The 25365-nt window shown below is 56.9% G+C and carries 29 protein-coding genes; 13 read left to right on the forward strand and 16 right to left on the reverse strand.

Translation table 11 applies throughout. The features are described 5' to 3' along the window. Window position 1: 1 nt before the first annotated feature. Window positions 2-319 (forward strand): TfoX/Sxy family protein, encoded by a 318-nt coding sequence (locus tag NHF56_RS05915; protein ID WP_252802455.1) that lies wholly within the window; start codon window positions 2-4, stop codon window positions 317-319. Between the two features lie 5 nt (window positions 320-324). Here NHF56_RS05915 and NHF56_RS05920 read toward each other — a convergent pair whose 3' ends face one another. Next, window positions 325-1287: a WYL domain-containing protein gene (locus NHF56_RS05920; RefSeq protein ID WP_252802457.1), complete on the reverse strand. Its 963-nt coding sequence runs from the start codon at window positions 1285-1287 to the stop codon at window positions 325-327. A gap of 104 nt (window positions 1288-1391) precedes the next feature. Here NHF56_RS05920 and NHF56_RS05925 point away from each other — a divergent pair, with 104 nt between their 5' ends. After that, window positions 1392-2030 (forward strand): glutathione binding-like protein, encoded by a 639-nt coding sequence (locus NHF56_RS05925; RefSeq protein WP_252802459.1) that lies wholly within the window; start codon window positions 1392-1394, stop codon window positions 2028-2030. Window positions 2031-2037: 7 nt separating this feature from the next. Here NHF56_RS05925 and NHF56_RS05930 read toward each other — a convergent pair whose 3' ends face one another. Both NHF56_RS05930 and NHF56_RS05935 read right to left on the reverse strand, forming a co-directional pair. Beyond that, window positions 2038-2874: an EamA family transporter gene (locus NHF56_RS05930; protein WP_252802461.1), complete on the reverse strand. Its 837-nt coding sequence runs from the start codon at window positions 2872-2874 to the stop codon at window positions 2038-2040. A gap of 14 nt (window positions 2875-2888) precedes the next feature. Further along, entirely contained in the window at window positions 2889-3038 is a 150-nt protein-coding gene (locus NHF56_RS05935) for a hypothetical protein (RefSeq protein WP_252802463.1), read from the reverse strand. A gap of 272 nt (window positions 3039-3310) precedes the next feature. On the opposite strand from NHF56_RS05935, the gene NHF56_RS05940 reads away from it, so the two are divergent. Further along, window positions 3311-3742 (forward strand): VOC family protein, encoded by a 432-nt coding sequence (locus NHF56_RS05940; protein ID WP_252802464.1) that lies wholly within the window; start codon window positions 3311-3313, stop codon window positions 3740-3742. Window positions 3743-3754: 12 nt separating this feature from the next. Here the strand turns inward: NHF56_RS05940 and NHF56_RS05945 are convergent, their stop codons facing one another. Continuing rightward, a complete protein-coding gene (locus NHF56_RS05945) occupies window positions 3755-4081 on the reverse strand; it encodes a hypothetical protein (RefSeq protein ID WP_252802466.1) in 327 nt (108 codons plus the stop codon). Window positions 4082-4216: 135 nt separating this feature from the next. On the opposite strand from NHF56_RS05945, the gene NHF56_RS05950 reads away from it, so the two are divergent. Further along, window positions 4217-4645 (forward strand): CoA-binding protein, encoded by a 429-nt coding sequence (locus tag NHF56_RS05950; RefSeq protein ID WP_252802468.1) that lies wholly within the window; start codon window positions 4217-4219, stop codon window positions 4643-4645. Between the two features lie 31 nt (window positions 4646-4676). Here NHF56_RS05950 and NHF56_RS05955 read toward each other — a convergent pair whose 3' ends face one another. Further along, on the reverse strand, window positions 4677-5093 hold the full coding sequence (locus NHF56_RS05955) for a DUF6455 family protein (RefSeq protein ID WP_252802470.1): 417 nt from the start codon (window positions 5091-5093) through the stop codon (window positions 4677-4679). Window positions 5094-5332: 239 nt separating this feature from the next. On the opposite strand from NHF56_RS05955, the gene NHF56_RS05960 reads away from it, so the two are divergent. From NHF56_RS05960 to NHF56_RS05975, 4 genes are all read left to right on the forward strand, one after another. Continuing rightward, window positions 5333-6613, forward strand: coding sequence for an O-acetylhomoserine aminocarboxypropyltransferase (locus tag NHF56_RS05960; RefSeq protein ID WP_373456254.1), 1281 nt, complete (start codon window positions 5333-5335; stop codon window positions 6611-6613). Between the two features lie 185 nt (window positions 6614-6798). Then, window positions 6799-7356 (forward strand): DUF924 family protein, encoded by a 558-nt coding sequence (locus NHF56_RS05965; protein ID WP_252802474.1) that lies wholly within the window; start codon window positions 6799-6801, stop codon window positions 7354-7356. A 35-nt stretch (window positions 7357-7391) separates the two neighbouring features. Then, a complete protein-coding gene (locus NHF56_RS05970) occupies window positions 7392-9902 on the forward strand; it encodes a mechanosensitive ion channel domain-containing protein (protein ID WP_252802476.1) in 2511 nt (836 codons plus the stop codon). A 155-nt stretch (window positions 9903-10057) separates the two neighbouring features. Continuing rightward, the gene (locus NHF56_RS05975; RefSeq protein WP_252802480.1) at window positions 10058-10903 is read left to right on the forward strand and encodes a response regulator; all 846 of its coding nucleotides are present in this window, start codon (window positions 10058-10060) and stop codon (window positions 10901-10903) included. Window positions 10904-10987: 84 nt separating this feature from the next. Here the strand turns inward: NHF56_RS05975 and NHF56_RS05980 are convergent, their stop codons facing one another. Next, the gene (locus NHF56_RS05980; protein ID WP_252802482.1) at window positions 10988-12001 is read right to left on the reverse strand and encodes a GlxA family transcriptional regulator; all 1014 of its coding nucleotides are present in this window, start codon (window positions 11999-12001) and stop codon (window positions 10988-10990) included. 228 nt (window positions 12002-12229) lie between these two features. Beyond that, window positions 12230-12478, reverse strand: a complete 249-nt coding sequence (locus NHF56_RS05985; protein WP_252802484.1) for a hypothetical protein — start codon at window positions 12476-12478, stop codon at window positions 12230-12232. A gap of 337 nt (window positions 12479-12815) precedes the next feature. On the opposite strand from NHF56_RS05985, the gene NHF56_RS05990 reads away from it, so the two are divergent. Both NHF56_RS05990 and NHF56_RS05995 read left to right on the forward strand, forming a co-directional pair. Next, window positions 12816-13715, forward strand: a complete 900-nt coding sequence (locus NHF56_RS05990; protein ID WP_252802486.1) for a LysR family transcriptional regulator — start codon at window positions 12816-12818, stop codon at window positions 13713-13715. 19 nt (window positions 13716-13734) lie between these two features. Then, entirely contained in the window at window positions 13735-14166 is a 432-nt protein-coding gene (locus NHF56_RS05995; protein WP_252802488.1) for a thioesterase family protein, read from the forward strand. A gap of 162 nt (window positions 14167-14328) precedes the next feature. Here the strand turns inward: NHF56_RS05995 and NHF56_RS06000 are convergent, their stop codons facing one another. The 6 genes from NHF56_RS06000 to NHF56_RS06025 all read right to left on the reverse strand — a co-directional run bounded on the left by NHF56_RS06000 (window position 14329) and on the right by NHF56_RS06025 (window position 20273). Then, window positions 14329-16356 carry an ASKHA domain-containing protein gene (locus NHF56_RS06000; protein WP_252802490.1) on the reverse strand — a complete coding sequence of 676 codons (2028 nt, stop codon included), beginning with the start codon at window positions 16354-16356 and terminating at the stop codon, window positions 14329-14331. A gap of 166 nt (window positions 16357-16522) precedes the next feature. Beyond that, on the reverse strand, window positions 16523-17485 hold the full coding sequence (locus NHF56_RS06005) for a methyltetrahydrofolate cobalamin methyltransferase (RefSeq protein WP_252802492.1): 963 nt from the start codon (window positions 17483-17485) through the stop codon (window positions 16523-16525). 74 nt (window positions 17486-17559) lie between these two features. Then, window positions 17560-18651 carry a methylenetetrahydrofolate reductase gene (locus tag NHF56_RS06010; RefSeq protein ID WP_252802494.1) on the reverse strand — a complete coding sequence of 364 codons (1092 nt, stop codon included), beginning with the start codon at window positions 18649-18651 and terminating at the stop codon, window positions 17560-17562. After that, window positions 18648-19193, reverse strand: coding sequence for a methylenetetrahydrofolate reductase C-terminal domain-containing protein (locus NHF56_RS06015; RefSeq protein WP_252802496.1), 546 nt, complete (start codon window positions 19191-19193; stop codon window positions 18648-18650). The genes NHF56_RS06010 and NHF56_RS06015 overlap by 4 nt, the downstream gene beginning before the upstream one ends. After that, window positions 19177-19488: a virulence factor gene (locus tag NHF56_RS06020; RefSeq protein ID WP_252802498.1), complete on the reverse strand. Its 312-nt coding sequence runs from the start codon at window positions 19486-19488 to the stop codon at window positions 19177-19179. The genes NHF56_RS06015 and NHF56_RS06020 overlap by 17 nt, the downstream gene beginning before the upstream one ends. 164 nt (window positions 19489-19652) lie before the next feature. Then, entirely contained in the window at window positions 19653-20273 is a 621-nt protein-coding gene (locus tag NHF56_RS06025; RefSeq protein WP_252802501.1) for a DUF1638 domain-containing protein, read from the reverse strand. A 49-nt stretch (window positions 20274-20322) separates the two neighbouring features. Between NHF56_RS06025 and NHF56_RS06030 the strand changes: the two genes are divergently transcribed. Beyond that, a complete protein-coding gene (locus NHF56_RS06030; RefSeq protein WP_252802503.1) occupies window positions 20323-20481 on the forward strand; it encodes an entericidin in 159 nt (52 codons plus the stop codon). Window positions 20482-20547: 66 nt separating this feature from the next. Here the strand turns inward: NHF56_RS06030 and NHF56_RS06035 are convergent, their stop codons facing one another. Beyond that, window positions 20548-21243 carry a B12-binding domain-containing protein gene (locus tag NHF56_RS06035; RefSeq protein ID WP_252802505.1) on the reverse strand — a complete coding sequence of 232 codons (696 nt, stop codon included), beginning with the start codon at window positions 21241-21243 and terminating at the stop codon, window positions 20548-20550. Window positions 21244-21527: 284 nt separating this feature from the next. Between NHF56_RS06035 and NHF56_RS06040 the strand changes: the two genes are divergently transcribed. Then, the gene (locus NHF56_RS06040; protein WP_373456288.1) at window positions 21528-23096 is read left to right on the forward strand and encodes a trimethylamine methyltransferase family protein; all 1569 of its coding nucleotides are present in this window, start codon (window positions 21528-21530) and stop codon (window positions 23094-23096) included. Between the two features lie 95 nt (window positions 23097-23191). After that, window positions 23192-23866 carry a ferredoxin gene (locus NHF56_RS06045; RefSeq protein ID WP_252802509.1) on the forward strand — a complete coding sequence of 225 codons (675 nt, stop codon included), beginning with the start codon at window positions 23192-23194 and terminating at the stop codon, window positions 23864-23866. 7 nt (window positions 23867-23873) lie between these two features. On the opposite strand, the gene NHF56_RS06050 is transcribed toward NHF56_RS06045, so the two are convergent. Both NHF56_RS06050 and bmt read right to left on the reverse strand, forming a co-directional pair. Beyond that, a complete protein-coding gene (locus NHF56_RS06050; protein WP_252802511.1) occupies window positions 23874-24227 on the reverse strand; it encodes a hypothetical protein in 354 nt (117 codons plus the stop codon). 99 nt (window positions 24228-24326) lie between these two features. Beyond that, entirely contained in the window at window positions 24327-25340 is a 1014-nt protein-coding gene (gene bmt / locus NHF56_RS06055; protein WP_252802513.1) for a betaine--homocysteine S-methyltransferase, read from the reverse strand. Window positions 25341-25365 lie beyond the last annotated feature (25 nt).

Here is a 25365-nt window from a genome sequence, read left to right on the forward strand (position 1 = left end):
GATGGATCATGATGCCATTGAAGAGATGTTTCAATCGGTCGGCCCCGTTACGATCAAGCGCATGTTTGGCGGACAAGGCGTTTATGTCGATGGGCGTATCTTCGCCGTCCGCTTGCGCGGTGAAATGATGCTGAAGGGAGACGAGGAGGCTGGTGCGCTTTACGAGCAGGCCGGCAGTCGTCGCTGGGTATATACGCATAACAAGACCGGCAAGCCGGTGAAAATGCCCTACTGGTCGGTACCTGAAGATGCCTGGGATGATCCTGATGAGATGGCGCGCTGGGTGCGGGTGGCTGTGGACGCTGCCATGCGCGGGTGAGCGGATCAGTTGTAGAAGGCGTGAATTTTCACCGACGCCTCGCGCATCGCCTGGCGGAACTCCGGCGGCTCCAGGACCTCGATTTCGGCACCGAGACGCAGGAAGGTTGAAACGGACTCGTGCGTGGAGCCTGCCGGCAATTTGACGGTGCGCCAGCCGTCAGCTTCGTCGGGTTCGGAAACCTCCATGCGTGCCCGGGCAAAGGCGGGGCTGATGCCGGTGAGGATGCGGTAGCCCAGGTTCGACACGCGGACTTTTGCGATGTGCGGATGCATTTCGGCTTCCAGACGTTGGGCGCTTTCACGCCAATAGGTCTCCACATCGAAGCCCTTGGGTCGCTGAAAGGTTTCGTTCGTTACGTCCAGCGCCTGGATGCGCGACACACGATAGGTGCGGTTCTGCCCGTCGGTCAGGCCGATCAGGTACCAGGCACCGTTTTTCAAGACGAGCGACAGGGGTGCAGTCGTGCGTTCCTTCTCGGCCTGCCAGCTTCGATAGCGCATTTTCACCAGCCGATCGTTCCAGACGGCGCTCGATATGTCCTGAATGAACGCCGGTTCTTCCGGCTGGTCGAACCAGGCAGACGTATCGAGGTGAAACCGAGCCCGCATCCTTTCTGCGCTTTCCCGCAGCTTTTCGGGCAGGGCGACAGACAGTTTCTTTTGTGCCGCGGTCATGATGGAACCAAGGCCGAGGATCGTGGCAGGACCTGATAGGCCCGACAGGAACAGTGCTTCAGCTTCTTCCGGGGAGAGGCCGTTGAGGCGTACGCGGTAGCCTTCCAGCAGCCGGTAACCGCCCTCAGGGCCACGTTCGCTGTAGACGGGAATGCCTGCCGCTGCGAGCTCGTCAATGTCGCGATAAATGGTTCTCAAGGACACGCCGTTTTCCTCGGCCAGATCGCCGGCCGAGACAAGACCGCGGGCCTGGAGTGTCGTCAGAATATTGATCAGGCGTGTTGCGCGCACGAAAAAACTCTCATTTTTGCCGCTTCATTTTGTATATGACAAAAGCTGACAGGTATAGGGCGCTAGAGTGTTCTCATCGAAACGCCAAATCAAGGAGCTCTCCGGTGACCGATGATCGTATTACCCTCTATTACATGCCCCAAACCCGTGCATTCGGGACGCGGGTCATGCTCGAAACCCTTGGCGTGCCTTACGATGTTCATGTCATGAACATGAAGACAGGAGAGAACAGGCGTCCGGACTATCTGGCCCTCAATCCCCTGGGCAAAGTGCCGGCCATTGGCCATCGCGGACGTTTGGTCACCGAGCAGGTGGCCATTGCCATCTACCTTGGCGATCTCTTTCCTGAAGCCAAGCTGGCACCGGCTGCTGACGATCCCGATCGCGGGGTCTACCTTCGCTGGCTGGTCTATTACGCGGCCTGCTTTGAACCGGCACTGATGGACAAGGCGCTCGGCAATAATCCAGGCCCCATCAGCCAGTCTTTCTACGGTACTTATGACCTGATGCTCGATACGCTGGAAGGCGCATTGTCGAACGGTCCCTATATCCTCGGTGAGCGGATGAGCATGGCAGACATCCTGTGGGGCGTTGCCTTGAACTGGACGATGATGTTCGGCCTGGTGCCTGAGCGGCCCGCCTTTTCGCAACTCAAGGAGCGCATCATGGCGCTTCCGGCGGTCGCAAAGGTGCAGGCGGAAGAGGAAAAGCTCATTGCTCAGCAAGAGGCTGCCGCTGTCTGAAGCGCCTCTAGGCCAATTTGAGAATGAGCGCGCCGCAGGCAATTGTGACACCTGCGGCGTAGCGCCATTTGCTGGCTGGTTCCCGGAAGATGAAAATGGAAATCAGCAGCGCGAAGAGAATGGAGGTTTCGCGCAGTGCTGCCACCATGGCAACCGGTGCCTTCGTCATCGCCCAGAGTGCAAGACTGTAAGCGCCAACGGAGCCGCCGCCGCCAACAATGGCGCGCCACCAATTATGGCGAAGATGGTCGACGACCTCATGTCTGCCGCGTTTTAAAAAGGCATAGAGGTAGAGCGGTATCGGCGGGAAGATCGAAATCCAGAATGTGTATGCAACAGGGTCATTGGCAATACGTGCGCCATAACCGTCGACCATCGTGTAAGTGGCGATCACGCAGGCATTGGCAAGCGCAAAGAGTGCGGCGAGCGGACCGCCGCGGCGCGCTTCAAGCGCCATGACCAGAACGCCCGCACTGATGACGAAAATGCCCACAAGCGCACCACCATGCAGCGATTCGCCAAAGATCGTCATTCCGGCAAAGGTCACAATCAATGGAGCTGCCCCACGCATAAGCGGATAGACGAGCGCTATGCCGCCGTGGTGATAGCCCGCCGCGATGAGCTGATAATAGGCGAAGTGGATCAATGTTGAACCGATGACAAAGGGCCATATTTGCCAACCGGGGGCCGGCAGAAAGAAGAGGCCGATGATCGAAACCAGCGAAGCGCCGAGCGCAATCGCCGAGGAATCGAGCATCTTGTTGGAGCCATTTTTGACGATTGCGTTCCATGTTGCATGCAGGAGCGCGGAAAAAAGGACAAGGGCGACGACGTCAGGTGGCACCGGCAGTTCCCGTTTCAGGAGCAAAGCGTTCGCGAGGTTTCCGCTGGCAGAGAGGTGCGCTGATGCTGATCGGCCACCCGTGTGACGGAAATACCTGCAATGACGTAGCGAATTCGCGCGCCGAAATACAGCGCGTTTTTCTGCGCTTTCTGCGACGTGACCATTTCACTGAGCATCCTCAATATTAGATTTATCTGAAATACGGATGTACAAAAGCGGCACAAAGCAAAAACAATCTCTGATTTGTGGGTTTAGGCCTTTAAAACTTGGCATTCGTCAATATTGGAATTTTTTTAACGTTTTGAAATTTTAAATCTTTTGCCTGTTTGAGCGGCTCTTTCGTTATTGGTTTTTCAATTCGGATTGACGAGAGCGTGCGCATCACGCATAGCATGAACAAGAACAAAATAAGTACAAGCAGCACTAGGGAAAAGTCATGTCGATGGATCGGCGTATTTCATTGGTCACGCTGGGCGTGGAAGATGTTGCTCGCGCAACCGCATTTTACGAGCGGCTGGGCTGGGTTCGTTCCAGCGTCTCACAGGAGGCGGTGACCTTCATACAGTTGAAGGGCGTTGTGCTCGGCCTGTTTTCACGCGCGGCTCTTGCCGAAGATGCAGGGGTCGAAGATACGCAAAAAGGTTTCTCGGGCGTCACACTTGCCCACAACCTGTCTTCGCGCGCCGGCGTCGATGCCGTTTACAAATTTGCGCTTTCGTGCGGCGCAACGTCGGCCAAACCGCCCGAAAAGGTCTTCTGGGGCGGTTATTCCGGTTATTTTGCCGATCCGGACGGGCATCTCTGGGAGGTCGCTCACAACCCATTCTTTGAAATGAATGAAAGCGGGCACCTGGTTTTGCCCGACTAATGAGGGCTGCGGTCAATCGCAGCCCGGTGCCATAATGAAGAGATCGCAGCGATCCGGCTCGTCAATGCAGCGTAGAACAGGGCAACTGCCGTCCTTTGCCGGCACGTCCGTTCTCTGTGTCACTTCGTGCGGTCCGCAGGCATTCTGTCTGCCGACGTAGCGATCATAGAGTGTCAGACCGGGTGTGTGCTCGGATGGATAGCGCAAGATTGCGGCGCCCTCGCGGTCGAGGGCAGTCCTGATCTGGCCGCACGTCATCGACTGGGTTTCATATCGGGAAATGGCCAGGGCTTGCGAGGCGCAAAGCGCGGAAAAAAGAACGGCAATTATCAGGCGCATGATGGGCATCCATTTGAAATTGGCTTGCGAGAACTTATCTCAATTATCGCGCTAAACTCTAAAGCGAGATCAAGGCGCTTTGTTGACCTGCCGCTATCCATAGCCTGCAAGGCTTTTGCCAAAGAGAGGTTTTCCATGAACCACGATCATTACTCAGACGACTACATTACCGACATTCTGAAGACTGTGAAAACCATTGCGCTTGTTGGTGCCTCCCCAAAGGAGGAGCGGCCAAGCCATCGGGTCATGAAGTTTCTGCAGAGCAAAGGATACCGCGTCATTCCCGTCAATCCGGGCCAGGCCGGCAAGATGATTTTGGGCGAACCGGTACAGGCAACGCTTGGCGATGTGCACGAGCCGGTGGACATGGTGGACGTTTTTCGCGCACCGGAATATCTCAGCGCCGTCGTCGATGATGCACTGGCGATGACCGAGCGTCCCAGCGTTATCTGGGGCCAGCTTGAGATTCGCGACGATGCTGCCGCTGCCAAAGCGGAGGCGGCGGGTCTGAAGGTTGTGATGAACCGTTGCCCGGCGATCGAGATTCCGCGTTTGGGCTTGTGAAATCTCGCAGTTTAGCGTTTTGCGATGCGCGTTAGGGCGCAAGCATGTCGGGGTCCGCACGCAATGCGTTGAGACGGTCGGCATTGTTGCAATAGGAGAGATAGCGTTCCGATGCCGTGCCGTCACGGAGATCTGAACGGCAGCCGCCCTTGTTGGCACAGGTCGAGCAGGCGGCCTGCATGGATTTGAAAGCCTCGGGATCGTTTGTTTCCACGTCAACCGGGTCAATATTGAGCGCCTGCATCATGAAAGGCATTTCGTCGGCGTTTGATGGCTTCTGGTCTTCATTACCAGGAGTGACACCAGCGTGAGCGGCGATATTGTCAAGCGCAATGCGGTCTATTTCCCTCAGCGCGTTCTGTCCGTCGTTCTGGGCGAGCCAAGCCCTCCAGGGATCTTGAAGACACTCTGCCGGATTGGCCTTTTGCATTGACGCCTGTGCTCTCATATCCCCCGAACTTTCCTCATTTTTGGCCGCGGATTTGATTTATTGCATTTATCATTCTGCGGACGGCGTTGGATTGCTTTGATCTTGATCAATGGCCCTATCCGTTTACATGCGATGGGAGCGGAAAGCCGAGGGTGTTCTCGCGTGGGTGCACTTGCACTCTGCAGCAAACGCGTTCATCTGTTGGCAGCCAAGAGGAAGAGCCGAACCAACCCGGCCAGATTAGAGGAGACATGATCGTGAGCGACCAAAAAGGTTTCAGCACCAAGGCTATCCATGCCGGCACAGCGCCGGATCCGACGACGGGTGCCCGGGCGACCCCCATCTATCAAACGACCAGTTTCGTGTTCAAGGATACCGATCATGCGGCCGCGCTGTTCGGCCTTCAGGAATTCGGCAATATCTATACCCGCATCATGAACCCCACAACGGCGGTTCTGGAAGAGAAGGTGGCTGCGCTGGAAGGGGGCACAGCTGCTCTTGCAACGGCGTCGGGTCACGCCGCCCAGCTTCTGGTGTTCCACACGATCATGCAGCCGGGATGCAACTTCGTTGCGGCCAAGCGGCTTTATGGCGGTTCGATCAACCAGTTCGGACACGCGTTCAAAAGCTTTGACTGGCAGGTGCGCTGGGCCGATCCGGCAGACATGGGCGATATCGAAAAGCAGATCGATGAGAAGACGCGGGCGATCTTCATCGAAAGCCTCGCCAATCCTGGCGGCACCTTTGTCGACATCGCAGCCATTGCAGAGGTCGCGCACAAACATGGCCTCCCGCTCATCGTCGACAACACCATGGCCACACCCTATCTCGTGCGTCCGATCGAGCACGGTGCCGATATTGTCGTGCATTCGCTGACCAAGTTCATGGGCGGGCACGGAAACTCCATGGGCGGCATCATTGTTGATGGCGGTAAGTTCGACTGGTCGAAATCCGGTAATTACCCCATGCTTTCCGAACCGCGCCCGGAATATGCCGGCGTGGTCCTGCATCAGGCGCTGGGCGAAATCGCATTTGCCATTGCTGCGCGGGTTCTCGGGCTTCGCGATTTCGGTCCCGCTATCTCGCCGTTCAACGCGTTCATGATCCAGACCGGTATCGAAACCTTGCCGCTCAGAATGCAGAAACATTGCGACAATGCGCTCGAAGTGGCCCGCTGGTTGAAGCAGCATGACAAGGTTTCATGGGTTTCCTATTCGGCTCTGCCGGATGATGAAAACCATGCGCTGCAGCAGAAATATTCGCCCAAGGGTGGCGGCGCTGTCTTTACCTTCGGCCTGAAGGGCGGTTTTGAGGCCGGCAAGACCTTTGTCGAGAGCCTGGAAATGTTCTCCCATCTCGCCAATATCGGTGACACGCGGTCGCTCGTCATTCACCCGGCCTCCACAACGCACCGTCAGCTCTCCGAGGAGCAGCAGATCGCCGCTGGAGCGGGACCGGATGTCGTGCGTCTTTCCATCGGCATCGAGGACGCCAGCGACATCATTGCCGATCTGGAACAGGCGCTGGCCAAAGCCTGATTCTCTCATCTGCCGGCGCAGCATTGAATTTGCGCCGGCATGTCTCTATCCAGCACAAAGGGCCATCTAATACTGCGGTCCGAGTTGAGGCAATCGACTGCAAAGCTGCCGTTTTCATGAACTGGAAATGCTGTATTGTGGCTCGCGCGCAGTCGTCGGGATTTTCAGTGCCGTGAGGAGGCTTGATGCAAAACGATCAGATCGTTGATCCGGAGGCCGTTATCGAATTCTGGTTTTCGGAATTGAGTGAAGAGGACTGGTTCGTCAAGAACGAGGACTTGGACAGGCAGATCGAGAGGCGGTTCGGCGCAACGCACCGCGCGCTTCTGCGCTCTGTTGGCCCGGAATGGCATGAAAATGCCGAAACGCGCCTTGCGGCGATTATCGTGCTTGACCAGTTTTCCCGCAACATCTACCGCGACACGCCTTATGCCTTTGCCGCCGACCCGCTGGGGCTGCGTGAAGCGCGCCTTGCGCTTGAACTCGGTGCCGATGCGGAGGTCCATCCGCGCAAACGCCTGTTCTTCTATCTGCCCTTCGAGCACTCCGAGAATATGGACGACCAGAACACCGCGGTGCGCCTTTGTGAAGCACTTGGAAATGACACCTATCTTCGCTATGCGGAGGCGCATCGCGATGTGATTGCCGAATTTGGTCGGTTCCCGCATCGCAATTCCATTCTGGCTCGTCCTTCCACGAAAGAGGAGCTGGAATATCTGGCAAAACCGGATAGCGGCTTTTAATTTGCAAGGCGTCATGCAGGGACCGGCGGGATTTCATGAAGAAGATTTTGATCAGTTGTTTCGTCAGCCTGTTTTTCGCTCTTGGCGTCTTGGCCGCGCCCGCGCTCGCACAGAATGGTGCAGACGCATCCTCTGATGGGGCAAGCATTGCCGAGAGCGGCGACAGGCAGCTCAAGGCGGTCGCTGATCAACTGTCCGACCTGGCGGCAAAAATTGCGGAAAACAAAGAAAACGAATCGGAGTTGGCGGCTGCCCGTGCGAGCATTGAACAGCAAACGCAGCAGATTGCATCCGTCAAGAACAGCCTGCAGTCGCGGCTTAATGTCATAAACGACAGGCTGAAGGCGATTGGGGATGCTCCAGCTGAAGGTTCGGCTCCGGAAGACAGTATTATCACGCGCGAACGCACCAGCCTCCAATCAGAAAGTGCTGCCATCAATAGTGTTCTCGGCCGTGCTGAGGATCTCACCTCAACGGCTGCGCGGTTGAACAGTGAGGTATCGAATGCCCGCCAAAGCCTCTTCACCTCAACGCTGTTTAAACGAACGACCATAGATACATCGGCTTTGGATGAGGCGCGGGAGGCGTATTCCTCACAATCCAACACGCTGGTGAACGCGGTCAGCACCTGGCTTTCCTTCACCTGGAACTTCCGGCGGCTGCCACTGCTGGGCGCGATCTTCTTCTCTTGCCTCACGGCACTGATCTTCGTGGCTTTCGGCTACCGCGTCTTCGGGCCGTTTCTGGACCGCAGCCAGACCGACGAAGTCCCTTTTTACATCACCCGCCTGTCTGTCGCATTCTGGTCAACAGTGCTGCCGTCGGCGTCAACGGCGGCATTTGCGGCAAGCATCTACTTCTTCATGGATACATTCGGCCTGTTGCGGTTTGACATAGAACCCATTGTCGCCGTGATCCTGCGTCTGCTTGTTGTCCTCTTTTTCGTGGTCACGGTCACGCGCGCGGTACTGGAGCCCACCCGAGCGAGCTGGCGTCTGGTTACAGTGTCGAACCGCGGTGCTTGGAGCCTGTTTTTCTGCGCGCTTGCGCTGGCGCTGATCAATGCCGGCGATTATCTGATGGCGGGGATTTATTCGGCCCTCGGGGCGCCGCTCGTGCTCACCATTGCCAACAGTTTCCTGGCATCGCTTCTGGCGGGGCTCGTATTCATCTTCATGGCTTTCATCAAACCGCTGCCGAATACTGAAGATCCGCTTTTCGGCAAGGGGACAGCATGGCCGCCGAGCATTCGCTGGCTTCTCGTTGCAACAGGTCTTGCACTGATTGTCGCCGCGCTTTCAGGTTATGTGGGCCTTGCCCGCTTTGTCTCATCGCAGATTGTTCTGACCGGTGCCTTGCTGGTAACAATGTGGATCGGCTTCGTTTCCGGCAAGGCGGTTTCGCAGCGTGATGCGATTGCAGACACTGATTTCGGCAAGCGGCTTCAGGTACGGTTCAAACTCAGCGATGTTGCGCTCGATCAGCTTGGACTGGCTTTTGGCCTTGGCATCTATTTCCTGGTGCTCCTTTTGGGCATTCCTCTCATCATGCTGCAATGGGGCTTCTATGCCCAGGATATCTGGATTTATGCGCAGGCGATCACGTCCAATATTCAGATCGGCAGCATTCAGATCTCGCTGGTCAGCATTCTGGTCGGCATCCTGATTTTCCTGGTCGGTCTTTACTTCAGTAAATGGTTGCTCCGCTGGGTGGACAATAACGTTCTGGCCCGCTCGAACATGGATGCGGGGGTGCGCAATTCGGTCAGCACAGGGCTCAGTTATGTCGGTGCTGGCGTAGCCCTGCTGATCGGTGTGTCCGCGGCCGGCATCAACCTTTCCAATCTGGCTCTGGTTGCAGGTGCACTGTCTCTCGGTATCGGCTTTGGTTTGCAGAACATCGTCTCCAACTTCGTCTCGGGGCTCATCCTTCTCGTCGAACGACCCTTCAAGGTGGGTGACTGGGTGGTCACGGGAACAACAGAAGGCATCGTGAAACACATCTCCGTGCGCGCGACCGAAATCGAAACCTTCCAGAACCAGTCAATCATCGTGCCGAATTCAGAGCTCATCAATGCCTCGCTCGGCAACTGGACGCACCGCAACAAATTGGGGCGAACCGATGTGGCCGTCGGCGTCAGTTACGACTCCGATCCGGAACGCATCATCGAGATCCTGCTGGAGATTGGCCGCGCCCATCCGAAAGCGCTGAAGAACCCTGAACCCTCGGTGGAATTCGCCGGGTTCGGAGATTCTTCGCTCGATTTCACGCTGCGTATTCATCTCGCCAATGTGCTCGATGGGTTCAACGCCCGCAACGATCTGCGCCTTGCCGTGTTCAAGCGTTTCAAGGAAGAGGGTATCGAAATCCCGTTCCCGCAGCGCGATATCAACGTGCGGGTGGAAGAGCTGGAGAAGCTGCAGCCAGTGGCGCCGAAGAAAAAACCCGGGCCGAAGCTTAAAAATCCTGCGCGTGTGCCCGACAATATGGGCGGGCTGGACGAGCACGAAGGCGATGGCGACGGGGACGACGGCGATGCGCGGTAAGTTGCATTGTCGGCGGATAAACAGCGATTTTTGTACTTGTTTTTGAATAACACGCGGTTCTTTTGTAGTAATTTATCATATTCATATCGAATTTTAACGAAGTCTCAATTCGACCGGCCTAGAAATGGAGAAGTTATTTTTTTATTGGGTGGGCTATGAACTTTCTCGGCATGTCCGGAATGCAGTATTCCGGAGATTCTCTTGGTGATGCACGCGTCGTCGTTTGCGAAGACTCCAATGTTTTCACAAAAATGATCGCGCAGAACTTCAAGGAAAATTTCGATATTGATGTCGAGATCTGCCGGTCTTTCGAAGAGCTTCAGCAGGCTTATGAACTCAACGAAAACCCGATCACGCTGGCCATTACCAATATCAACCTTCCTGGCGCGGAAAATGGCGAGACGCTGAATTATCTCGTCGATCTGAGCGTTCCGATTGTGGTCTTCACCGGAACGCTGAAGGAAGAGGCCCGCGAGGGCCTGCTGGCCAAGGAAATTGTCGATTACATCATCAAGGACAATGTGTTTGCCGTCGATATGCTGGCTGAATCCGTGTGCCGGTTCCTGACCAACCAACGCCATCATGTTTTGATCGTCGATGACAGCCCAACGGCGCGCGCCTTGCTGACGACGCGCCTCAAGCGCTTCAATTTCCGAACAAGCGTGGCGGAAAGCGGCGCGAAGGCCATCGAGATCCTCAAATCCAGCCCGGATATCGGGCTTGTCATCACCGACTACAACATGCCCGATGTCGACGGTTTTGAATTGACCCGGCGCATCAGGGCCGTGCGCGGTTCACATGAGCTGCGTGTGATCGGTGTATCGTCCTCCGACAACCGTCATCTTTCGGCACGCTTTCTCAAGGCCGGCGGCAACGACTTCATGCTGCGCCCGTTCATCGACGAGGAATTCTACTGCCGTGTGAACCAGAACCTCGACACGCTGGTCCAGATCGCAGAGGCCAACGCCCGCATCAAGGGCAACAAGCGCCGCGCATCCTGACGCGATCGTGAAAATCAGCCAAATAGGCGGCCTTGTGTCGCCTATTTGTGTTTTTGGGCTTCCAGCATGATGCGGCTGAGCCGGTTAGCCCATATCCTTGCGCGGTGGCACACTGGCCTTGCGATCGGCGCGCTCCTGCTGTGGAGAGCGGTGATAGACTTCACGGTAGCATTTGGAAAAATGCGAGGCGGAGACGAAGCCGCATGCCACTGCCACCTCAACGACGGGCAGGGTGGACTGGGTGAGAAGGTGGCGGGCGCGGTCCAGGCGGATTTCCAGGTAGTAGCGCGCAGGCGATCTGCCCATTTCCTGGCGGAAAAGGCGCTCGATCTGCCGTCTTGAAAGGCCGGCATAATCGGCAATTTCCAGCAGCGACAAGGGTTCGGCAAGATTGGCTTCCATGAGCTCGATAATGGAAAGCACCTTGCTGTTTTGAACGCCGAGGCGGGCCCGCAGCGGCAGACGCTGCCGGTCATTCTGGCTGCGTACGCGGTCGGTCAGGGCCTGTTCGCACACCCGATTGACGAGCGTTTCACCGAAATCCTGGTCCATCAGGTGCAGCATCATATCGAGAGAGGCGGTGCCGCCGGCGCAGGTGTAAACATTGCGATCGACTTCATAGAGGTCGGCATAGACTTCCGCCTGTGGGTATTTTTCCTGAAAGCCCGGCAGGTTTTCCCAGTGGATCGTGCAGCGCCTGCCATTCAGCAAACCCGCCTGTGCCAGTACATAGGCGCCGGTGCACATGCTGCCGACCATGACATTGCGGTTATGTGCTTCGCGCAACCAGGCATAAAGCGTCTTGTTGGAATAGCTCTCCACCTCGGTGCCGGAACAGACGAGCGTCATGCCCGGGCGTTTTTCGCCCGTCAGGTAACGTCTTTCATCGGCAAGCGATGTATCGACGGCGATTTCGAGACCGCTGGAAGAGGTCACCGGTTCGCCGTCGGACGAACAGAGCCGCCAGTCATAGGCCTTATAGCCGAGCATCCTGTTGGCGATCCGCAGTGCGTCGAGCGCGCCCGCAAAGGGAAGAATGGTAAACTTGGGTACCAAAAAAAATACGAAAGTGCGTTTCGGCGCTGGCGTTTGGTTCATCTGCGAAACCTGTTGCTCCGCTGGTTGTACATGGGGCTTTATACCGCATTTGGACGATGTCGTCTTTAGAGCGGTTTTGTCATGCCGCGACATTGGCACGGAAGCGTTTCAAGGTGAAGAGATGGAAGGTCTTGATTTCATAAATAATTCACAGTCCGGTTGAACGGAACTGTCTGAAACGCCAATTCCGCCCACCGTTTATATTTGTGTATTGTTCAGTTATTTTCGTCACTGCGGCGTTTTCCGGTTCTGCAGCGACTGGCGCTGGTAGAATTCGGGGTAACCGATGTCGCGAAGCTGCCAGTCGTCGAGTGTCCGTAACGCACGTTCCGTTGCCCGCCGCTGCCGGCCGCTTTTGACGTGGTTGTGCCACCGAGCGATCAGTTGAACGAGCTTTGTCCAAAAGCGGCTCGAGATACCGGCATGCGGTTTGAAGCGCCTGCTTTCGCCAAGCCTGTATCCTGCAAGGGTGTTCATTGGACCGCCCCCGTCTTTTGGGACGGGGGGACCAGGGGCACAGCAGCAAAGAGTGTTCCGGCGAATATTCGCAGCAGGGGACCGGGCCGGTCGTTTTGAAGGGGCGGCCGGTCATCGTGATGCAATGTTGACATTGTGTTTCTCCTTGTCATTTCAAAAGCGACGGTCCGGATCGTCATGAAACAAGGATGGCAGGGTTTTCGGTTCAATCAAACGAAATGAAATGATTGAATCTTTCAGAAAAATTGATGATTAGCCTTGACCTGCTGAAAAATAAGGCGTTCAATCGTGTAGATACCAGAAGCTTTATCTATCAATTTCCTTGAAGGGAGCGAAGATGTCAATTTCAACCCGTCTTCCCATTCTTGATCTCGATGTCCTGAAGACCTTTGCGGCGATTGCCGATACCGGCAATTTTTCCACCGCTGCGGATCGGGTTTTGAGAACGCCGTCTGCGGTGTCGATGCAGATCAAGAAACTGGAAGAGATTCTGGGTGTCTCATTGTTCAAGCGGGATGCGCGCGCAGTGTCGCTCACTCATCATGGTGAAATCCTGCTCACCTATGCGCGGCGCATGCTGGCGCTGAACAACGAGGTGGTTTCGCAATTCATACAGCCTGAAATGGCGGGTGTGGTTCGACTTGGAGCGCCCGATGACATCGGGGGGATCGTGCTACCTGAGGTGCTCAAGCGTTTCAACGATGCGTTTCCTTCGGTCATGGTCAATGTGATGATTGAGAATTCCGAGACATTGCGGAAGGCGGTTGAAAGCGGCGAGCTTGATCTTGCCATCTTCAATTGCTCGACATCGGAGCTCCGTTCAGGAGAGGAAATACTCTTCCGCGATCGGATTATCTGGGCGGGCAAGAAGTGCGGAACGGCACATATGCGCACACCGCTCCCGGTTTCTGTTTGGGAGAGCAGCTGCATTTGGCGCACCAGCGCGATGCGGGCGCTGGAGAATAGCGGCCTGGATTACCGCATCGCTTATCAGAGCGGCAGCCATCTGGCCCAGCGTGTGGCGATCCATTCCGATCTTGCCATTGCGCCTCTCGGACCACTGCTTCTGGAAGACGATATGGTGGAGCTGGGGCCGGAGGCTGGTCTACCGGAAATCGGCGATTATGAGGTCGGGCTTGCCATTGGCGCATCCGGTAGCGAACCGGTCAGGGCGGTTGCAGACTTTGTGCGCAACGCGATAGCTGCTATTGGAAATCGCACTGAAATCGCAGCATAATTGGACGGACAATCACTCTATGAAACTGGAAGACTTTACGTTTCGCAGCTTTGACAAGCTTCGCTACGGCGACACTGATCGGCAGGGCCACATCAACAATGCCCGGTTTCTCACGTTTTTGGAGACCGGTCGAACGGAGGTCCTGCACGAAGCCGGAAACAAGAAGGCGGACGAGGGATGTTCGTTCGTGCTGGCACGTGTCACGCTCGATTTCCGCGCTGAGCTTCTGTGGCCCGGTACGGTGGAGATCGGAACACGGCTGGTCAAGGTCGGGAATTCATCCGCCACTTACGAACAGGCGCTTTTCCAAAATGGCAAGCTTGCGGCATTTTCTGAATCCATCGTCGTTCAGACCAATGATGTAACCCGCAAGTCGCAGCCGTTTTCGGAAGCGGCCAGAGCGCGCTTTGAGGCTATCATGGTGAAGCCGCAAGCCGCTCTCAGCTCATAATCCTTTCCTCGTCGCAATCTGGACTGTTTCAGTTTTTGACTGAAACTGTCCAGATTTTTTCGCTCACGCCAATTGCGCTTTGCGCAATGCTCCACTGGGGCGGCGCAGTAGCGCCGGGCCAGGCTTGTGACCTTGAGCGCTTCAGTTAAAAGTTGAACCGCTCTAGCGGGAACGCCTGCGCCGACGTCCACCTGCTTCGCCTGTCGCATCTTCCAGTACCTTGCGTACAGGCAGGGTGACGACCTTCTGCAGCTCGGGGAAATGGTCCACCTTGTTGGGCATGGCCATGGCGGCGACGAAATGGTCCTGGAATTTCGGTTCCAGTGCCGTCTCGATCTTTTCAATTCGACGCACCGTCTCTTCGATTTCGCGGCGATAGTCGCGATTGAGGAGGCTCATGCGGGCACCGGTGCCTGCAGCATTGCCGACAGCTTTGACCTTCTCGAGGTCGCAATCGGGTATCAGGCCAAGAACCATGGCGTATTTCGGATCGATGAAGGTGCCGAATGCACCTGCAAGGGCAATGCGATCCACATGGTCGATGCCGAGCTTGTCGGTGAGAAGCTTGATACCGGCATAAAGCGCGGCCTTGGCGAGCTGGATGGCGCGGATATCGTTCTGTGTAACGGTGATTTTCTGCGCGCCTTCATAGAGAAGATAAGAAAACGTCCTGCCGTTTTGCAGGATGCGCGGGCTTCTGGCCGCCATATTGCCATCCACCACGCCATCTTCGGAAATGATTCCAGTCAGATACATTTCAGCGACGACTTCGATGATCGCCGATCCGCAAATGCCGGTAATGCCGACTTTTGCAGCCTCTTCGGCGAAGCCTTCTTCGTCTGACCATTGATCGACACCGATGACACGGAAGCGCGGCTCTAAGGTCTCCTTGTCGATGCGCACACGTTCGATGGCGCCGGGTGCTGCGCGCTGACCGCAGGAGATTTCCGCGCCTTCGAAGGCTGGTCCTGTGGGAGACGAGGCGGCAACGGTGCGTGTGCTGTTGCCGAGCACGATTTCGGCATTGGTGCCGATGTCGACGAGGAGCATCTGCTCTTCCTGGCGGTGCGGGCCTTCGCACAGTGTCGCTGCGGCTGCGTCTGCGCCGACGTGTCCGGCGATGCAGGGCAGCATGTAGACGCGTGCGCCTTCATTGGCGGAAATTCCGATCTCGGCGGCCTTTGTATGGACGGCACCTGAAACGGCAAGGGCAAAGGGCGCGCCGCCGAGTTCTGTCGGATCAATGCCCAGAAACAGATGGTGCATGACGGGATTGCCGACGAAAACGAGGTCGAGAATGTCTTCGCGCGAAACCTCGCCCTGATCACAGACTTTGCCAATGAGCGTATTGATCGCCTCGCGAACGGCTTTGGTCATGGCCTCACGGCCATCCGGGTTCATCATCACGTAAGACACGCGGCTCATCAGGTCTTCGCCAAAACGAATCTGCGGGTTTGATGTGCCTGAAGAGGCAACGGTGCGACCGGACAGGAGCGACGATAGGTGGATGGCTATAGTTGTGGAGCCGATGTCGCAAGCCACACCATAGGCTTCGTTCTTCAGCCCGGGATAGAGGGCAATCAGGCGAGGGCGGGTGTCCTGGCTGTCATGATAGACGGCGGCCGTGACTTTCCATTCTCCGGCGCGCAAAATCTTCTGCACTTTGGGGATGAGATGAAAATCGACTTCGAGCTTTTCATAACCCCAGTCCCTTTCCAGTGCAGCCAATAGCCGGTCGAGATCGCCAAGCGGCTTCTCCATGTCCGGTTCTTCAACCTCGACATAACACATGCTGATTGCCGGGTTGCGCTCGATATGCCGCTGGTCGGCATCCTTGCGCACAACCTGGGCGTTGATCACCGTATCCTGCGGCACGTCGATCACAAGGTCGCCCTGAATCGTTGCGGAGCAGGAGAGGCGGCGGCCTTCGGGCAGGCCGCGCACCCGATCATAGCGTTGTTCTTTGGGGCCAACAGGCGAGATATGGTCGTTGGAAGAGGTGATCTTGTGTTTGGCGAATTGGCCTTCCTGCACCTCAATCTGGCAGCGACCGCATGTTGCGCGTCCGCCACAAACGCTTTCTACATAAACGCCGAGTTCGCGTGCGGCATCCAGGACAGGCGTGCCGGTGGCAAACCGACCGCGTTTTCCAGACGGCATGAAAAGAACAAGGTGGTCAGGGCTGGTCATGGGCGGTCATCCAGGCTGCGGTATTGATGTGTTCCGAAAGCTGCTGCTTTTTCGGCGCGATTTTACTTGCCGTTTCAGGCCAAAGAACCGCCGGCTTCCATGACGGCGGTTCTGATCGTTTTTCTGTGAAACAATCGTATATTCTACAAGTTCCAGTCCCTTTGTTTCATGCCCCGCCGCCAACGCGCGCAGCGCGGCCACCGCGGCGACCGCCACGCCCACCGGCTGCCGGAGCAGCAGCTGCTGCCGGTGTGGCACCGGCGGCTGCCGGCTGATGGTCGCGATAGGTCATGATCCAGGTCGAGCAGTTTTCATCCGTGCCATTCAGAACGTTGGCGCCGCGCACGGCTTCCATTTCCTGCGGGCGGCAGGGGTTCATGATGGCCGATGTCATGCCGGCACCGATCACCATCGGAATGAAGGCGGCGTTGATGCCGTGACGGTGCGGAAGACCGAATGAAATATTCGACAGGCCGCAGGTCGTGTTGACCTTCAATTCGTTGCGCAGACGGTAAAGCAGCGAGAAAACCTGGCGGCCTGCATCGCCCAGTGCGCCAATCGGCATGACGAGCGGATCAACGACCACGTCTTCGGGCTTGATGCCATGGTCCATGGCGCGCTCGACGATCTTTTTCGCCACGGCAAAACGCACGTCCGGGTCCATGGAGATGCCCGATTCGTCGTTGGAAATCGCCACCACCGGCACATCATATTTCTTGCAGAGAGGCAGAATGGCTTCGAGCTTTTCTTCCTCGCCGGTCACGGAGTTGACGAGCGGACGACCCTTGGCAACCTTCAGGGCAGCTTCGATGGCGGCTGTCACAGAGCTGTCGATGGAGAGCGGGACATCGACGAGACCTTGCACGATCTCCAGGGTCTGCACGAGCAGGTCCGGTTCGGTCGCGTTCGGGTCAACGGCGGTCACGCCTGCATTCACATCCAGCATGGTGGCGCCGGCTGCGACCTGTTCAAGCGCATCCTTTTTCACGGTTTCGAAATTGCCTTCGACCATTTCGGCGGCAAGCTTCTTTCTGCCGGTCGGGTTGATGCGTTCGCCAATGACGCAGAAGGGCTGGTCGAAGCCGATGTAGATTTCCCTTGTAGCGGAAGCAACGAGTGTGCGGGTCATGATTTTTCCTGTCTGTCCACCGAAGTCGGTCTGTTGGTTCGTCTTTGCCGAATACCGGACAAAGACCAATGTGTTTACGAGTTGCCTGCGGCCTCTCCAGCCATTTCCTGCGGCTTTTGCACTTCACCGCTTTGTATTGTGTCGTTGCGCGCAGCAGCGATGATATCGGCCTGGCTCATTTCGCGCTTCCAGGGTTTGCGGCCTTTCAGCACGCCCGATTCATGCACGATTTCAGCGACATATTCTTCCTGCCGGTAGGCCATGACGTGGACGCCGGAAACGCCTTCGATTTCCTTCACCTCGTTGATCATGTCGATGCAGATCTTCTTGCCTTCATCCTTCTGATTTTCAGCGCCTTCCAGGCGCTTGATGATATCGTCGGGAATATGGATGCCGGGAACATTGGCGCGGATCCACTTGGCCGTGCGGGCCGATGCCATGGGACCAACGCCGCCCAAGATGTAACATTTCTCATGCAGGCCCATATCGACCACGCGTTTCATATATTCCTTGAACATCGGAATATCGAAAATGTACTGGCTCTGCACGAACTGCGCGCCGGCTGCGATCTTCTTGGCGAGGCGGTGCGGACGGAAGTCGAACGGCGGCGCGAAGGGGTTGATGGCCGCACCCAGGAACACATTGGGTGGTGAGGTGATCTTGCGACCCGAAAGAAACTTTGATTCGTCCCGCATGGTGCGAATGATTTCGAGCATAGACATGCAGTCGACATCGAAGACGGGCTTGGCGCCCGGTTGATCGCCTGCCTGTACGCCGTCGCCGGTGAGGCAGAGGATGTTCTGCACACCCATGGCCGACGCGCCGAGAACGTCGCCCTGAATGGCGATCCTGTTTCGGTCGCGGGCTGATATCTGCATGATCGGTGCATAGCCCATGCGGGTCAGCAGCGCGCAGATGCCGACGGATGACATGTGGCAATTTGCGCCGGATGCATCCACCGCGTTGATACCGTCCACCCAGCCTTCGAAAATGGCCGCACGGTCGTAGACATCCTGCGGGTCGGCGCTGTCTGGCGGGTTCAGCTCGGTCGTAACCGCGAATTCGCCGCGGCGCAGAATGCGCTCCAGACGGCCGCGCGACGAGTGGCCGGGCAGGGGATCGAGCGGCGATCCGATATCGTTCGGGTTGACGTCAGCGGCATTCATTTGCTGGTTGCTCCTTCGCCTTCCTTGGCTGCTGCGGCATTGGCGGTCACGCGCAGCCAGGCTGAGGTTTCGCGAATGGACTGATCGACCGGCTTTTGAACGTTCAAGATCGCGTCCCCCTTCTTCATGTTGCGCGAGCCCTGCCAGGCCTGTACCCAAACGCAGGGCATGTCCGGCTCGACTTCACAGTGTCCATTTGCGCGCACGCCGCCGCATGGACCGTTGCGCAGCTGCTTGGGACAGTTCATCGGGCAGCTCATGCCTGTTGACGACAGGGCACACTGGCCGCACATGCGACAGTCAAACAGCAGGCCTTTGACCTGTGCCTCGACAAATTTGACCGGCGCTTCGACACGTTTGTAGCCAATGCCTTTCCAGACCGGATGCAGAAGCAGGAAGACGTTTGAAAAACGCTCATAGAACCACTCGAGCATGCGCGAGTTTCGCACCGACCAGAGCCGGATTGCAAAACGCCGACGCAGGCGACGCGATGGCGAAACGCCGGATGGAACGTAGGCGGTTGCTTCAGCCTTCTTGGCCATCGGTGCGTCCCCCTGTTTTGACGAGCGCAACCAGGCGCTCCTTGTCGTATTCGGCTTCGATTGCGGCGGCAGCCTTGTCGGCTTCCGCCTCCAGATCGTCGCTTACGCTTGTTGGTTCCCCCTTGCGCCATTCGGCCAGATAGTCGTCGGTTTCGGCAGCGCCGGAACGCATTGCGGCCATGTCGATGGCTTCGGTAAAGCGCAAAGAAAGCTCACGCTTGGCGTTGTTGCGGCCTTTCTTGACAATGACCTGCGCGGGTATGTCCCGCCAATAGACAATGATGCAATCTGCCATTCCTGCTCCCCCGCCGACCATTGTCGCGGCCATAGAATATGCAGATGAGAATGCACGCAGTCCGCCCCGTTCACTGCACTTGTCGCGACGTGCGCACAATTCAAAAGCGACGTGGGCGTCGCCTTGTGAAAACAATGATGATCGTGCAATGCGCCTGGTGCCCGTCAGCCGTTGGCTTTCGTCAATTCCGGTTCAAGGTCGCCGTAGCCGGTGAAGCGGTATTCGTATTGCAGACCCAGATAGTCGGCCGCCCACTTCGCTTTTGCTTGAAGCTCTTCGTCCACTGTCTGCGCCAGATAGACGAGCTTTTGGTAATTGCCGAAGAACATGCCGATCAGTTCCGGGTGTTTGTCGAGTTTCATCGGTTCGATGATAAAGGCCTCGAACTGTCTTGCGATGAGATCGGTAAGGTAAAAGGAGGTGATGTCGTCACCGCTTGTGTGCATGAATTTCTCAACGCCGGTGTAAAAGGCGTAACAGTGCGGGCCGGGCAGGCGGGCAATGCCTTCTTCGTCACATATCTTGTCGACTTCGCCCCTGGTGCCGCATTCCGCGTAACCGATATAGATGCGTTCAAAGCCGTCGCTGCGGGCCTCTGCAATCTTTTCGCGCAAACCCGGTGCAATCTTTTCCGGGCGGATATGCCAGATGGCCGGCAGACAGGTCAGGTCGATATGGTCCAGCCCCCGCTGGTCGCAGATGTCGACAATTTCCCGGGCGATTGCGCCACAGGCAATGACCTTGATTTTGTCGCTTTTGACCGGCTCTGCCATAATTTGGTCCATTCCGCGTGGCGTCCTTCAACTATAATTTAGAAATGGGATCGGGACACAGATGCAATCTTATCGCACGCTTTCCAAAATTGCAGTCGCTCTGGCTGCCGTGACACTGCTTTCTTCCTGCGGCAACACGATCCGCGGGATTGGCCGCGACACGTCAAACGCCGTTGAAGCGACCCGGCAAGCCGGCAACGATGTCGCCAACTCATTCTAAGCAATGAAAAAAGCGCGGTTTTAGAAGGCCGCGCTTTCTTTTTCTCTCAACCGTTCGTAGCTGCTCTCAGCGGCCCATGCTGTTGTGCTTGCGGGAAATGAAATCCTTTGCCGTTTCAACAGTGACCGCGGCATCGCGACAATAGGCGTCTGCACCGACAGCCTTGCCGAATTCTTCATTCAGCGGCGCGCCGCCGACGAGCACGATCAGATCGTCGCGGATCTGCTTTTCCTTCAGCGTGTCGATCACGACCTTCATATAGGGCATGGTGGTGGTGAGCAGGGCGGACATGCCGAGAATGTCGGGCTGTTCCTTCTCGATGGCTGCGAGATAGGCGTCGACGTCATTGTTGATGCCGAGGTCAACCACTTCAAAGCCTGCACCCTCCATCATCATGCCGACGAGGTTCTTGCCGATGTCGTGGATGTCGCCCTTGACGGTGCCGATGACCATCTTGCCCTGTTTGGGGGCGTCGGTTGCGGCCAGAAGCGGGCGCAGGATCGACATGCCGGCCTTCATAGCGTTGGCGGACAGCAGAACTTCCGGCACGAAGAGAATGCCATCGCGGAAGTCGATACCAACAATGCGCATGCCTTCAACCAGAGCTTCTGTCAGCACCTTGTAAGGGGCCCAGCCACGCTCAAGAAGGATATTGGTGCCTTCCTCGATTTCTTCTTTGAGGCCATCGTAAAGGTCATCATGCATCTGCTGCACGAGATCTTCGTCGGAAAGTTCGGAAAGGATGATTTCGTCGTCGGACATTGATGAATACCCTGGTTGATAGAGCTGGGACGATCCCGTGGATTCCCTTCCACGTTCATATAATAAGCCGTAATTTTGCGGAATGTTTGTTTTTGATTACGACGCGTGGCGACGTGAATGCGACGGGACGGCCCTTCACCCAAGTTTCGCTATCAGCGTCTCGTGTGGCGCAATTAGATCATGACAGCTTTCTGCTTTGGACTAGATTACGTGTGACACCGGTGAGGAGCCGGACCTTTTTCGTTTTGAGGACCGAGATGGATCAAGATAGCTCAATGCCAGAAATGGAATATGATGCCGGCATGGACAGCACGGGTGGCGGACGCAAGGCGCGCGCCGGTCGCGGTGCTGCAGCACGCCGTGCAACACGTGGCGCTGTGGGTCCGGGCCCGTCACTTCCCTTCATTACGCGCAAGATCAAGGAATACGAGGTTCTGGACGAGGAGGGCCTTTCCCTGATCGAGGCTAATGCCGATATCGTTCTGGAAGAGGTGGGTATTGAATTTCGCGACGACGAAGAAGCGCTTGCGCTTTGGAAAGAAGCCGGCGCGGATGTCAAAGGCCAGCGTGTACATTTTCCCAAAGGTCTCTGCCGCGAGCTGTTGAAAACGGCGCCTTCGAAATTCACCTGGCATGCCCGCAATCCGGAGCGTTCCGTTGAAATTGGTGGCAAGGGCACCGTGTTCGCGCCGGTTTATGGACCGCCCTTCGTCCGCGATCTCGATGGCAACCGCCGTTATGCGACGATTGAAGACTTTCGAAATTTCGTGAAGCTCGCCTACATGGCGCCCTCCATGCACTCCTCCGGCGGAACGGTTTGCGAGCCGGTCGATATTGCAGTGAACAAGCGTCACCTCGATATGGTCTACAGCCATATCCGCTATTCGGATAAGCCTTTCATGGGCTCGGTGACGGCACCTGAACGTGCAGAGGATTCCGTTGCCATGGCCAAATTGGTCTTTGGCGATGACTTCGTTGAAAACAACACGGTCATGCTGAACCTCATCAACGCCAACTCGCCGATGGTTTTCGACGAGACCATGCTGGGTGCATTGAAGGTCTATGCGCGCCACAATCAGGCGAGTGTTGTTTCGCCGTTCATTCTGGCCGGTGCCATGAGCCCGGTCACGGTTGCCGGCACGTTGACGCAGATCCTGGCCGAAGTTCTGGCGGGAGCCTCCTTCACCCAGCTGATCCGCAAGGGTTCGCCGGTTCTCTTCGGTACGTTTGCGGCCTCGATTTCCATGCAGTCGGGTGCGCCGACATTCGGAACGCCTGAGCCGTCATTGGTTTCCTACGGTGCGGCACAGCTTGCCCGTCGCCTTGGCCTGCCGTTCCGTACGGGCGGTGGGCTCTGCGGCTCGAAGGTCCCCGATGCGCAGGCCGCGTACGAATCGGCCAACACGCTGAACACGACATTGCTCGCGGGCACGAACTTCGTGCTACACGCGGCAGGTTGGCTGGAAGGTGGTCTGGTTGCGTCCTACGAGAAGTTCATGATGGATCAGGATCAGCTCGGCATGCTGCAGCGGATGGCCGAGGGCGTGAACCTCACTGCCGACGGTCAGGCGATGGATGCAATCCGCGAGGTCGGTCCGGGAAGCCACTATCTCGGTTGCGCGCATACGCAGGCCAATTTCCAGACGGCATTCTACCGTTCGGCGCTGATGGACAATAACTCGTTCGAACAGTGGGAAATCGAAGGCCAGAAGCGGATGGAAGATCGTGCCAATGCGCTTTGCAAGTCCTGGCTGGAAGCCTATGTCGCGCCTGAACTTGATCCGGCAATCGACGACGCTTTGCTGGCCTATATGGCAGAGAAGAAGGCTGCTGTTCCTGACGCTTTCTCCTGAAAGGGTCCCGAAGCCAGGGAGAGTGGCGGTCAGTCGGACGTTGCGGACTTGATCCAGAAAGACGTCTGGCGTCCTCATTACAAAGGGCGATAGAGTTGAATCTGTTGGCCTCGATTGAAGAACGATTGGCACCGCACGGCATATTGCTGCGCGGTGCCGTTTCCTTTGATGAAGGCGAGGGGCCGCCGGTCGGTGATGGCTTTGCCCGCATTGTCGTTCTGCTTGGTAATGTCGGTGGCTCTGTCTGGCAGCCGTTCAGTGCGTGGCGCAAAAGTCAGCCGGATGGGGGTGGGGTGCATCCGCTGGATAATTGGTCACGTGCCGTCATTCAGCCAATAGCCGATGCGTTTTCCGCTGCTGCCTATTATCCTTCAGACACGCCCTGGTGGCCGTTTCAACAATGGGCGGTCAAGGCAGAGGGGCTTCAGGCATCACCGCTTGGTTTATTGATCCATCCCGAATACGGGCTCTGGCACGGCTATCGCGGGGCGCTCGGTTTTGCAGAGCCATTGCGTGTATCGGCTGCCCATGTGCGTGATTTTCCCTGTGAAGGCTGCCTGGAAAAACCGTGCCTTAATAGCTGCCCGGTCGATGCCGTCGATCCAGCAAGTTTCGACGTGAAAGCCTGCCGGAGCTACCTTTCAAGCGCGGCAGGGCAATCCGGTTGCATGATAAAAGGCTGTCTGGCCCGCAACGCCTGCCCGGTCGGCGAAGCGTATCGCTATCCGACCGAGCAAATTGTTTTTCATATGCGGGCTTTGGATATCTGACCTGCAGTCAGATCGGCGATGGCGGAAAGGCACGGTCCATGCCGCCCGACTTCGACAGTCCCTCGCGAAATGCGGCATAGGCGGCGTGCTGGCTGGAACGGGCCGCTTCCATAATCCTGACCTGCAGCCGGTTAGGCGCGATGGAGCCCAGCCATTCGCCCGTCTGGCTGAGCTTCAGCGAATTCAAGAAACGCGCTTTGCTTTGCTGATCGAGGTAAAGCTGCAGCCCCTCCAGAAAGAGATCGTCCTGTTCGCCTTTTTCCAGCGCAGCGACGATCAGCGCTTTGTCGGCCTCTTCTAGGCTTGTCAGTTTGCTCGCAATGGTTTCCCGTCCGGGGAAAAGTGCCGGATTGGCGTTCATGCGCTGGCCCTCCGAATCGTGTTCCTTTCCCGCATCATAGGAAAACCGAGCCGGAAAGGGCTATGGTCAAATCGGCAAAAAGTTGCTCAGGCTTGGCAATCAGCCGCGGCGGCGCGAGCGGCGGCGTTCTGCTGCAGGGGCTCCATCGTCCGCCGCCTTGTTGCGCAGCGGGCCGAGACGCGTGACGACGTCATCCACCGTGGGGCGCGGGCCTGGCGTATGGCTGTCGATGGCCGCGCGGATCGATTTCAGGTGGTCGCAGGAGGTGCCGCAGCATCCGCCAATGATCTTTGCACCCGCATCAATCGCCAGATGCGCATATTCGGCCATCAGAGCCGGGGTGCCCGAATAGCGGATTTCCGCGCCGTGATATTCGGGAATGCCGCAATTGCCCTTCACGATTACCGTCGCGTCCGGGCTTGCAGCTGTCATGTCGATAAGTGAAGAGAGGATATCGGGTGCGCCAACGCCGCAATTGGCACCGAATGCCAGCGGCATTGAGGCCATATCATCAGCCACGGCACCCATGTCCTTGGGGTGAAGGCCCATCATGGTCTTGCCCGCTGTGTCGAACGAGCCTGTGTAGACATAGGGCATATCCACCGCGATGGCCGCTTCGGCAGCTGCACGGATTTCGTCGGGCGAGGACATGGTCTCGATCCAGATGACATCGACGCCACCGGCTTTCAGGCCTTCCATCTGCTCCTTGAAGGAAGAAACCGCATCTTCATAGGACATGGCACCGAGCGGGATGAGCAGTTCGCCGGTCGGTCCGACCGATCCGCCCACAATGACCTTGTGATCGGCCTTGTCCGCCACGCTGCGGGCGATTTCTCCCGCCTTCTTGTTCAGTTCGAAAACGCGATCTTCGGCCTTGTGCAGTTTCAGGCGATGACGCGTGCCGCCAAAGGAGTTGGTCAGAATGATATCGGCACCGGCATCAACAAAATCCTGATGCAGTTTGACGATGTTTTCAGGCTTATCTTCGTTCCAAAGTTCCGGCGGTTCGCCGGCTTCCAGCCCCATGTTGAACAGGTTTGTGCCTGTTGCACCGTCAGCCATCAATACGCCCTTTTCAGCAAGGAGTTCGCTCAGCGGGTTGGTCATGGTCATGGGTCTGCCTTTCAGAAAAAATCTA

The organism is Rhizobium sp. L1K21, assembly GCF_024055895.1.
Taxonomy (GTDB): domain Bacteria; phylum Pseudomonadota; class Alphaproteobacteria; order Rhizobiales; family Rhizobiaceae; genus Ensifer_A.